We start from the raw sequence: 10,113 nt of genomic DNA on the forward strand, positions 1-10,113 counted from the left end.
TCCTTCCTGCGCCCCAGCCTAGACATGCCCGGATCTTGGGGGAATGCCCGGGGCGCTCCGCCGCTCCCGGCGGACCGAACTCAACGGCGACGACGGGCCGGGGTGCCCGCCAGTCCCCCGGTGAGCAGTGCCACCGCGGCGACGGTCAGGAGCTTCCCGGCGGTGCCGACACCGGTAGGGGCGAGCTCGTCCGGGCCGGTGGCACCGGCTTTCTTGCCGGGCGCCGGCTCGATCCGGAACCGGTAGTCGTCCGACTGCCCGACCCAGTCGCCGTCGTCCTCGCGCCGCTGGACGACGGCGGCCTGGGCGACGACCTCGCCCGCCACGGCGTCGGACGTGAACGCGAGCCGTACCTTCACGGTGAGGGGCCGGCCGGGCTCGACGGTGAACCCCTCGAAGCCCGCGTGCTCGTCGACGAAGGCGCCGACGAGTTCGTCCTCGTCGGTGGTCTCGAAGCGGACGGGGTGCGGCTGTTCCCGGTCCGGCGCGTAGAACTCCAGCACCGGCTGCGAGGCCCGCAACTCCCGCTTGTCGTCGACGAGTACGACGACCGGGTGGATGCCGCCGCAGGAACGGTCGGTGGTGTTGGTCAGCTGGAGGTACCAGGTGCCGTGACCGCCGCCGGCCGCATAGGTGTCCGGGCCGCCGTGGATGCGGGCGGTGAGGGGGAAGTCGATGTCGCCCTCGGTGGCGCAGGCGGGCGGCGGTGCTTCCGTCCGGGCCTGGGCCTCGGTGGGAAGAACGGCGGCCAGCACCGCCAGGAAGAGGGACGCGGGCGTGCGGAGTCGCATGCCGTATGACCTTGCCGGTCGGCGGGCGGGCACCACGGCGACACCCCCGAACACCCCCGCACGGCCCCACGATTCCCCCCACCCGGAGCAGCGCACCGCCCCGCCCACCGCTTTCCGGTCAGCCGTCCCCCCGCCCGAACAGCGGCGCCAGTACCGACTGGGCCGCCCCCTCGGCGACCCCGCCCCCGCCGCCGGAGGCGACCCGTACCGGCACGGCCGTGTCCCCCGTGCGCCGGGCCCGCGTGTCCAGCACCGCGCGGACGCCCCGCGCGAACGCCTCCGGGGCGGCCTCGATCGTGCGGCCGCCGAGCAGGACGCGGTCGATGTCGAGCAGGCCCACCAGGTTCGCCGCGCCGACGCCCAGCACCCGCGCCGCCTCGTCCGTGTCGCCCCGCGCCACGGCGGCCAGGCACAGCGCCTCGACGCAGCCGCGGTCGCCGCAGCCGCAGCGCGGCCCGTCCAACTGGACGACCTGGTGTCCGAACTCCCCCGCCCCGGTCCGCGGCCCCCGGTGCACGCTGCCACCGATCACCAGCCCCGCCCCGAGCCCCGTGCCGAGGTGCAGATAGGCGAAGCAGCCGCCCTCGCCGTCGACGGCCAGGCCCAGCGCCGCCGCGTTGGTGTCCTTGTCGACGACGACCGGCACACCGAGCCGTTCCGACAGCGCGTCCCGCAGGGGGTACCCGTCCCACTCGGGGAACCCGGTCACCCGGTGCAGCACGCCCCGGGCGTGGTCGAGCGGCCCCGGCAGGGCGACTCCGACGCCCAGCAGGGCGGGCCGGGGCGGCACGCGTACGTCGGTCCCGTCCCCGGCGGCCCCCTCCTCGGCGGTCCCGGCGGGCCACAGCCCTTCGACGACTCCGGCCACCCCGGCCAGTACCGCCTCCGCCCCCGCGCCCAGGTCCAGGGGGGCACTCCGCTCCCCCACGACCGTCCCGTCGAGGTCGACCAGGACGGCCCGCAGTTCGTCCCGGTCCAGGTGCGCGCCCACCGCGTGCCCTGCCTCCGGCACCAGCCGCAGCACCGTCCGGGGCTTGCCCCCGGTGGACGCCCGGCGCCCCGCGTCCGCCGCGAGCCCCTCCGCCCGCAGCCGGGCGGTGATCTTGCTGACCGCCTGCGGGGTGAGACCGGTCCGCTCGGCGAGTTCCAGCCGGCTGATGCCCTCCGCCCCGGCGGCCCGCAGCAGGTCGAGCACGAGCGCGGTGTTGTGGCTGCGCAGGGCGAGCAGATTGACCCCACCGGACACGCCGGTCACGCCCGTCCCGCCCGCCGTGCCGGTCGCACCCGTCCCGCCCCGCATACCGCCGTACGTCCTGTTCACCCGCTCATTCTCCCCCGTGCTTGCACTTTGGCAACAGCGTTGCGAAAGTAGGACCATGACTGGCACTCCCCTCCGCGTCGGCCTCGTCGGCTACGGCCTCGCGGGCTCCGTGTTCCACGCCCCGCTGATCGCCGCGACCGAGGGCCTCGCGCTCGACACGGTGGTCACCTCGAACCCCGAGCGGCAGCAGCAGGCCCGCGCCGAGTTCCCGGACGTCCGCCTCGCGGCGACGCCGGACGAGCTGTTCGAGCGCGCCGCCGAGCTGGACCTGATCGTCGTCGCGTCGCCGAACAGGACGCACGTCCCGCTCGCCACCACCGCCCTGAAGGCCGGTCTGCCGGTCGTCGTCGACAAGCCCGTCGCCGGCACGGCCGCCGAGGCCCGCGAGCTGGCGGCGCTCGCCGAGGAGAGCGGCCTGCTCCTGTCCGTCTTCCAGAACCGCCGCTGGGACAACGACTTCCTCACCCTGCGCACACTGGTGTCCGAGGGCACACTCGGCGATGTGTACCGGTTCGAGTCCCGCTTCGAGCGCTGGCGGCCGCAGCTCAAGGGCGGCTGGCGCGAGTCCGGCGACCCCGCGGAGATCGGCGGTCTGCTCTACGACCTCGGCAGCCATGTCGTCGACCAGGCCCTGGTCCTCTTCGGCCCGGTGACCTCCGTGTACGCCGAGGTGGACGTCCGCCGCGAGGGCGCGCGCACCGACGACGACACCTTCATCGCCCTCACCCACGCGAACGGCGTCCGCTCCCACCTCTACGTCTCCGCGACCACGGCCCAGCTCGGCCCGCGCTTCCGCGTCCTGGGCTCGAAGGCGGGCTACGTCAAGCACGGCCTCGACCCCCAGGAGGCCGCCCTGCGCGACGGCCTGCGTCCCGACGCCGGTGCCGGCTGGGGCACCGAGCCGGAGGAGCTGTGGGGTCGCGTCGGTTCCGGGGAGTCCCCGGTGACCGGCGGCGGGCGCCCCGAGCCGACCCTCCCCGGCGACTACCCCGCCTACTACACGGCCGTGGCGAAGGCCCTCCGGGAGGGCGGCCCCAACCCGGTGACCGCGCGCGAGGCCGCCGCCGCCCTGGACGTCCTGGAGGCGGCCCGGCGCTCGGCCGACGAGAAAGTGACGGTGACGCTGTGACCCGGTCCGAACCCGCCCCCGGCAAGAAGGAGCCGACTGTGGGAGCACCGAGTACGCACGAGCCGAGCCTGGAAGAACTGGAGGCGCAGGAACGCCGCCTGGTCTTCCGGCGGTTCAGCCACGAGGACGCCTGGGAGCTGGGCTCGTTCCTCGTCGACCTGGCCCGGGTGCGCGACGCCCCCGTCGCCATCGACATCCACCGCGCGGGCCAGCAGCTCTTCCACGCCGCCCTCCCCGGCTCCAGCCCCGACAACGACGCCTGGATCGTCCGCAAGCGCCGGGTCGTCGAGCGGTACGGTTCCGCGTCGTACCTGGTGGGCGCCCGACACCGGGCCAAGGGTACGACGTTCGAGGAGTCCTCGCGCCTGGACCCCGACACCTACGCGGCCCACGGCGGTTCGTTCCCGATCACCGTCGAGGGCGTCGGTGTGATCGGCGCGGTGACCGTCTCGGGCCTCCCCCAACTCCAGGACCACCAGCTCGTGGTGGAAGCACTGGAGCAATTCCTGGCCGACTGATGCCTGTCCTCTTCGGCCTTCGCGCGAACAGGCCAGGTGGAGAAAGGGGACGGCTCATGGATTTCGAGGAGTCCGCCCGCTGCGGAAAATCCGCTGCGGCACCGACCGCGGCACCGACGTCGTGAAGACCGTTCTCGTTCTTCACCACGCGTCAGCACGAGGCGGGAAAGCACTTATTTCTTACCGGACCTCCCCATCATCCACACAATGAGGAATCCCGCGAACAACATGACGACGAAGAGCACATACACGGGAGTCATGGCTTCATCCCCTTTCTTTTCTCCGAAGCGGAACCGCTTCGTGTGTACACGCCCGATGCCAGGACTGTCTCCGGCCAGAACACATTCGAGGAAGTCCGGCCTCGATCTCGCATGACGGTCCGCCGACGGAGTCGGCGGACCGTGCCCCGCCGGCCTTCGGCCGCTTGAGCCGCTCCGCCCGCTCCTGGCGCTCGTCGTTGGCCGAGCGCGGGCCGCTCCCTTCCCCACCGAGGGGGCCGTGGTCTGCGCGCGCCGGCTGCGGCGGCTCCTACCGGCCCCCTCGACGGGTGGCATCGTCGGGCCCTGCCGCGCTGTTCCGGCGAGGAAGACCGACGTCGGTCACCTCGTGGACGGTGCTCGGGACAGCCGGAGGCGGGAACCCCGCGTGTTCCGCGGCCGATCCGGCTCCTCCCGGACCGGTTGCCGCTTCCGTGCCGGACATGTACGTGTACGCGTCGCCGTAGCCGCTCGGGTCCTGCCACTCGCCCCGACGCGACGGTCTGCCCCGGCCCGCGTAGGCGTCCGGTGCGGGAGGCTGCTGTTCCTGGTAGCCGTCGGCCGGGTAGCCGTCGCCGTGGTGGCCGTCCTGTACGGGGACGTACCGACCGTCGTGGGCGGACTGATCGCCGTACGCACCCGCCCGGGCGCCGAACACAGGGGCGGGGTGGCCGGGCTGCCGGTCCTGATACGGACCGGACTCCTGGTACGCGGAGGGCTGCCCGGCCTCGTCGTGGAACGCCGGACGGCCTCCGCCCCTCTGGTTCTGCGTCGCCCCGAGAGTCGCACGCAGCTCCTCGCGCAGCAACGAACGCCCGACCGGGTCGAGTTCCCGGAGGTCCTGCGGCCCGTCGGCGGTGTAGCGGCTGTCGTCGAAGCCGAGTTCGTCCGCCGTCTGCAGGGGAGGAGCCTCGTGGGCCTGCTGTTCCGGGATGATGGAGGAGACGGTGAATTCCGCGCCCCCCATGACCTGATCGCCGCCGCCATGAGTGATCGCGTCCGGCAGCATGACCAGCGACGTCGTGCCGGCCTGCTCGCCCGAGGGGCGCAGCTGGACGCGGATGCCGTGCCGGCCGGAGAGCCGGCCGACGACGTACAGTCCCATGTGCTGCGAGATCCCCGCGTCCACGGTCGGCGGTTTCGCCAGCTTGTGGTTGATGTCCGCGAAGCCCTCGGGGGTCAGGCCGATGCCCTTGTCGTGGATCTCGATCATGATCCGGCCGTCGGGCAGGCGCGTCGCGGCGACGCGGACCTTGTTCTGGGGCGAGGAGAACGTGGTGGCGTTCTCCATCAGCTCGGCGAGCAGGTGCACGAGGTCCGACACGGCGCGACCGTGGATCTCCGCCTCCGGCACACCCGCGAGTTCGACGCGCTCGTACTGTTCCACCTCGGAGGCGGCGGCGCGGAGGACGTCGACCAGCGGGACCGGCTGGTCCCAGCGGCGGCCGGGCTCCTCGCCCGCGAGGACGAGGAGGTTCTCTCCGTTGCGGCGCATACGGGTCGCGAGGTGGTCCAGCTTGAAGAGCTGTTCCAGCTGGTCCGGATCGGCCTCGTTGTTCTCCAGATCCGTGATGAGGGTCAACTGCCCCTCGATCAGCGACTGGTTGCGGCGCGACAGGTTGGTGAAGATCGCGTTGACGTTGCTCCGCAGCAGGGCCTGCTCGGAGGCGAGCCGTACAGCCTCACGGTGGACCTGGTCGAACGCGCGGGCGACCTCGCCGATCTCGTCGGTCGTCGTGATCGGGATGGGCTCGACCCGGGTGTCGACCCGGCCCGGATCCGTGCGGGAGAGCTGGTCGACGAGCATCGGCAGCCGCTGCTCCGCGACGTCGAAGGCGGCCGACCGCAGCCGGAGCATGGAGCGGCTCATCTGCCGGGCCATGAGTCCGGCGAGGAGGCAGGTGACGAGCAGACCGACCAGGACGACGGTCGCCGTGACGATGGCCTCACGATTCGCCTCGCCGTCGAGGGCGGAGGTCCTTTTCACGGCATTGTCGATGAGCTCCGTCTCGATGGTCCGGTAAGCCTCGAACTCGGCGGTGGTGGTGGCCCACCACGACTCGGGGGTGACACCCTGCGCGGCCAGCGTCGCCCTGGTGGCGTCCGGCGCGGCGATGAGCGCGAGGGCCTTGTCGGGGGCCGGCGGGGCCACGAACTTCTCACCTTTCGCCTTCGCTTCGGCCTCGGCCTCCTCCGCCCTGGTCCCGGCCTCGGCCTCGAGCCGCCTCTGCGCCTCCTTCAGCGCGGTGATGTCCTCCTCGCTGCCGCCCGAGAGGTACTCGTGGGTGGCGATCCCCTCGAGATAGGCGTACGAGGTCAGGGCCACGCGTTGCTCGGCGGCATCCGCGGCGTCCGGTCCTCCGACCAGAAGGTGCATACCGATGGCGCGCTGAAGGGAGACCGCGCTCTTGGACATCGAGAGGGCGTAGAGGGTGCGGCCGTACCCGGTGACGTCGGTGGTGCCCAGACCGAGTTCGTTGGAGAGCTCCAGCAGGGGGTGCTGAATGGCGAGGTATCCCTCTTCGGTCTCGACGCCCTTGAGAGCTCCGGTGTAAGCGGCGGCGCGGAGGTCATCGAGCTTCGACTCCTGCTCGAGGAAGGCGTCGAGGCGGCGGCCGAGGGTTTCCGTTTTCGGCGTGTCCTCCACCACGGCGTGGAAGTCCTCGGCCGCCTTGTCGGTGGCCACACGGGCTTCGACGACGCGCTGGTCGTCCTCGGCCGTGCGCAGCAGGGGCTCGACGGACACGTCGCGCTCCTCCTGCAGGCGGTGGCCGTAGACGAAAGCCGCCTGGACCAAGCGGGCGGTCTCCCCCGCGGAGACCGCCGCCTGCCAGTCGCGGAACGATCCCTGGATCTGGACCGTCCCCATCACCAGACAGACCACCACCGGCAGGAACAGGATCGCGTTGAGCCGGGTGGGCATGCGCCAGTTCCCGGGGGTGAATCGGTTCACGCTGCCCTTGGGCGGGTCCTCGCCGGTGGCCTGCGTGGGCGATTCCGCGGCCCGCGGTGGAGGGGTGGATCGTCCCCCCGACTGTGATGCGTGGCCCGTCGTGTTTCGCCTCACTCGACCAACAACCTCTCGACGGCGGCACCTGACGTATGCCGCTGACACGTCCAAGCCCGCACAACGGGGCAGTTCAGCGCATTCCAGTACGCCGGTCCGCACCCTTTCGAACAAGGCGTTGACCGGCTTCTCCGACGTTGACGCCCGATTCGTTCCGGGCGCAAAGAAGGTGATGTCAAGTTGTCTATCAGCCATCCCGCCTCATGGATGACTTGAAAACACCTTCCTAGGTGTTTTCCCAGTACCCTCTGCGATTCGCCACGGTGCGCGGCGATTTAAGACCCAATGCACGTGGGCAAAGTTCACCGAGGGTACTGCCGACCGCCTTGTGATTCCGCGATGATCGCCTCTGCATCCGGCGGCGAAAGTGACCCGCCGGTACCCCACGCCACGTCAACTCCCCTCCTCGGAGCGGCCCGAGAAGGCCGTCCGAGAAGACGTGCGTCATCGGAGGAAGAAAAGGTATGCGCACCACTTTCGCGGGCGTTTCCGTACGGACCGCCGTGGTCGGCACGGCGACCGCCGTCGCCCTCGGTCTGACCGGCGCCACCCCGGCACAGGCCGCCTACCCGAGCAGCTACAGCGTCAAGGGCATCGACACCAGCCGTTGGAACCACGGCTCGGCGATCAACTGGAACAGCGTCGCCGCCTCGGGCCAGAAGTTCGTGTTCCACAAGGCGTCCCAGAGCACCGGCTGGGTCGACCCCTACTTCAACCAGGACTTCAAGGCCTCCGCCGCCGCGGGGCTGATGAACTCCGGTTACCACTTCTACGCGGAAGGCACCGGCAGCGCCCAGGCCGACCACTTCATCAGGACCCTGCGCAACGCCGGCTACACCGGCAAGGCCGCCGGCCAACTGCCCCCGGTCATCGACCTGGAGCACCACAACGGCGCGTGCCCGGCCTACGCCACCACCACGCACGTCAGCACCTTCATCAACAAGATCAAGTCGTCCTTCGGGGTCGCCCCGATCGTCTACACCTCCAAGTGGTTCGTCGACGACTGCCTGAAGGGCAACGGCAGCGTCTTCTCCACCACCCCGCTGTGGCAGCCGCGCTACCAGAGCGGTTCCAACGAGCCGGCCGCCCTCCCCGGCGCGAACCGCTCCTGGTCCTTCTGGCAGCACAGCGAGACCGGTTCGGTCTCCGGCATCAGCGGCAACGTCGACCTCAACGTCTACCGCGGCACGCTCACCCAGCTGCGCGCCATGGCCAACATCGGCACCGGCACCACCCCCGCTCCCGCCCCGCTGCCGTCCTGGCCGGTCCTGAAGAACGGCTCCACCGGAGTGGACGTCAGGGCACTGCAGTACCTGCTCAACGCCCGCGGCCACGCCACCACCGTGGACGGCAGCTACGGTCCGGCCACGCAGAGCCAGGTCACCGCCTTCCAGCGCGCCAACGGGCTGGCCGCCGACGGCATCACCGGACCGGCCACCTGGTCCAAGCTGATCGTCACCGTGCAGAGCGGCGCCACGGGCAGCGCGGTCAAGGCCGTCCAGACGGAGCTGAACTCCAAGGGCTACTCGCTGACCGTCGACGGCAGCTTCGGCCCGGCGACCCTCTCCGCGGTGAAGTCGTTCCAGTCCTCCAAGGGCCTCGCCGTCGACGGAAGCGTCGGCCCGGCCACCTGGCAGACCCTCATAGGCAGCTGACCCCCCGACGGACAGGGCCACGGCCCGCACACCCGTCGGCCGGGCGCGACGGCCCGCACCCTCACCGGTGCGGGCCGTCCTCCCTTCAGGCGGCTGCGCCGTGGTGGTGGGTCACCGGTACAGGACGGCCCGTTCGACCACGCTCCAGGTCGTACTGGTGACCACGCACAGACGGTTCCGCAGCCGGAACATTCGCCGTACGCCCCGAGTCCGACGGCCGCGAACACACTGTGCCCGCCGACCCCGTGCCCGCCTGCGCGGGCGGGCACGGGGGTGGCGGGCCCGGGTGCGGTCAGTGCTGGTCGGCGGGCTTGGCGTCGGTCTCCACGGTCGGGTGCTACCGCTCGTCGGCCATGAAGTCCTTGTCGAACGGCGGGGCCTGGTCGGTCCACCGCATCGCCGTGTAGGTGGTGTAGCTGACAAGCTCTCCCGGCCGGTAGCCGTCGCGGGCCGAGGTCGCGTACGACTCACCCGACAGCGGCAGTCCGGTCTCCCTGTCGAAGATCAGGCGGCGCTTGCCCTCCCCTCCGGGCCGCGGGTTCCTGAGCTCCACGGCGTACCCCGGGCGCCCGGACCGGTCGGTGACCTCACCGACGTCCCGCACGCCCGGCAGCGAGGCACGCACCCGGTAGGCCGCGGCCCGCAGCTGCGGGGACACCGGCAGCTCGAGGGCGAGGCTTTCGGCCGTCATTCCGAGCAGCATCTGCTGGATGTGCGGCGGCCCGTTGTACTGCTCCTCGACGATCTGCTCCAGCCGCTCGCGCAGCCGCTCCGGGTCGGTGGGCAGCGACTCCAGTTCCGCCAGGCCGATCTCCGCCCCGCCCGGGCCCCCGTCGCTGATGCCCCCGGGGGCGTCGCCCGCGACCTCGCCCCTGCCGTCCCAGGTGACGATCTCCGGCTGGAGCTCGGGGGGCGGGCCGTCGTCGTGCCTGTTCCTCTCCCACTCGCGCTGGAGGGCGCGTCGGGCGGCCGGGCTGTAGTCCGTCATGTCCCACCGCTTCGGCGAGCCGTCGGCGCGCCAGGCCTGCTCGTCGGCCGGGGTGGCGGGCCGGGCCCCGGCGTCGATGTGCAGCGACCACCGCCGGTCGCGCTTGCCGGTTCCCTTCGTCAGCCAACTCTTGAACTCTTGCCGGACCTCGATCGTGTAGTCCTTGCCCGGCACCCTGCGCAGCGACCCCGTGCGCGTCTCCTGGTACCAGTACGCACCCGAGGTCGCCTCCGTCTTCTCGACGGCGGCGGCGGCCGCGAGCAGGATGCGGGACTCGGAGAAGGCGGTGGCGGGCGCGCCCGCCTCGGGCCGCGGCCCGTCGCCGGGCGGCGGCCCGGCGGCGGTGGCGGCCAGGGCCGCGGCCGCCACGGCCGCCGCGCCGGCCAG

The 10,113-nt window shown here is 71.9% G+C and carries 6 protein-coding genes and 1 pseudogene; 3 read left to right on the plus strand and 4 right to left on the minus strand.

Annotated elements, in window-relative coordinates:
- Window positions 1–80: 80 nt before the first annotated feature.
- Together JL475_RS10995 and JL475_RS11000 are read right to left on the minus strand one after the other, a co-directional pair.
- Window positions 81–791, minus strand: a complete 711-nt coding sequence (locus JL475_RS10995; RefSeq protein WP_202277347.1) for a hypothetical protein — start codon at window positions 789–791, stop codon at window positions 81–83.
- 118 nt (window positions 792–909) lie between these two features.
- Entirely contained in the window at window positions 910–2,091 is a 1,182-nt protein-coding gene (locus JL475_RS11000; protein ID WP_237406821.1) for an ROK family transcriptional regulator, read from the minus strand.
- A gap of 76 nt (window positions 2,092–2,167) precedes the next feature.
- Here JL475_RS11000 and JL475_RS11005 point away from each other — a divergent pair, with 76 nt between their 5' ends.
- Both JL475_RS11005 and JL475_RS11010 read left to right on the plus strand, forming a co-directional pair.
- Complete coding sequence (locus tag JL475_RS11005; protein WP_202277349.1) at window positions 2,168–3,241, plus strand: Gfo/Idh/MocA family oxidoreductase; 1,074 nt, start codon at window positions 2,168–2,170, stop codon at window positions 3,239–3,241.
- A gap of 38 nt (window positions 3,242–3,279) precedes the next feature.
- Window positions 3,280–3,759, plus strand: coding sequence for a heme-degrading domain-containing protein (locus JL475_RS11010; RefSeq protein ID WP_202277350.1), 480 nt, complete (start codon window positions 3,280–3,282; stop codon window positions 3,757–3,759).
- A gap of 405 nt (window positions 3,760–4,164) precedes the next feature.
- Here the strand turns inward: JL475_RS11010 and JL475_RS11015 are convergent.
- Window positions 4,165–6,939, minus strand: a pseudogene (locus tag JL475_RS11015) (nitrate- and nitrite sensing domain-containing protein); the annotation flags it as partial.
- Between the two features lie 608 nt (window positions 6,940–7,547).
- Between JL475_RS11015 and JL475_RS11020 the strand changes: the two are divergent.
- The gene (locus tag JL475_RS11020) at window positions 7,548–8,738 is read left to right on the plus strand and encodes a GH25 family lysozyme (RefSeq protein WP_202277351.1); all 1,191 of its coding nucleotides are present in this window, start codon (window positions 7,548–7,550) and stop codon (window positions 8,736–8,738) included.
- A 337-nt stretch (window positions 8,739–9,075) separates the two neighbouring features.
- Here JL475_RS11020 and JL475_RS11025 read toward each other — a convergent pair.
- The coding region (locus tag JL475_RS11025) for a CU044_5270 family protein (protein ID WP_202277352.1) at window positions 9,076–10,113 on the minus strand (1,038 nt) is incomplete at its 5' end.

The sequence above is a fragment of the Streptomyces sp. M2CJ-2 genome (assembly GCF_016757295.1).
In the GTDB taxonomy this organism is placed as follows: Bacteria; Actinomycetota; Actinomycetes; order Streptomycetales; family Streptomycetaceae; genus Streptomyces.

What these genes read in the sequence shown, in the direction of transcription:
- JL475_RS10995 (WP_202277347.1), bottom strand. Translation starts at nt 791, where the DNA reads ATGCGACTCCGCACGCCCGCGTCCCTCTTCCTGGCGGTGCTGGCCGCC.
- JL475_RS11000 (WP_237406821.1), bottom strand. Translation starts at nt 2,091, where the DNA reads ATGCGGGGCGGGACGGGTGCGACCGGCACGGCGGGCGGGACGGGCGTG.
- JL475_RS11005 (WP_202277349.1), top strand. Translation starts at nt 2,168, where the DNA reads ATGACTGGCACTCCCCTCCGCGTCGGCCTCGTCGGCTACGGCCTCGCG.
- JL475_RS11020 (WP_202277351.1), top strand. Translation starts at nt 7,548, where the DNA reads ATGCGCACCACTTTCGCGGGCGTTTCCGTACGGACCGCCGTGGTCGGC.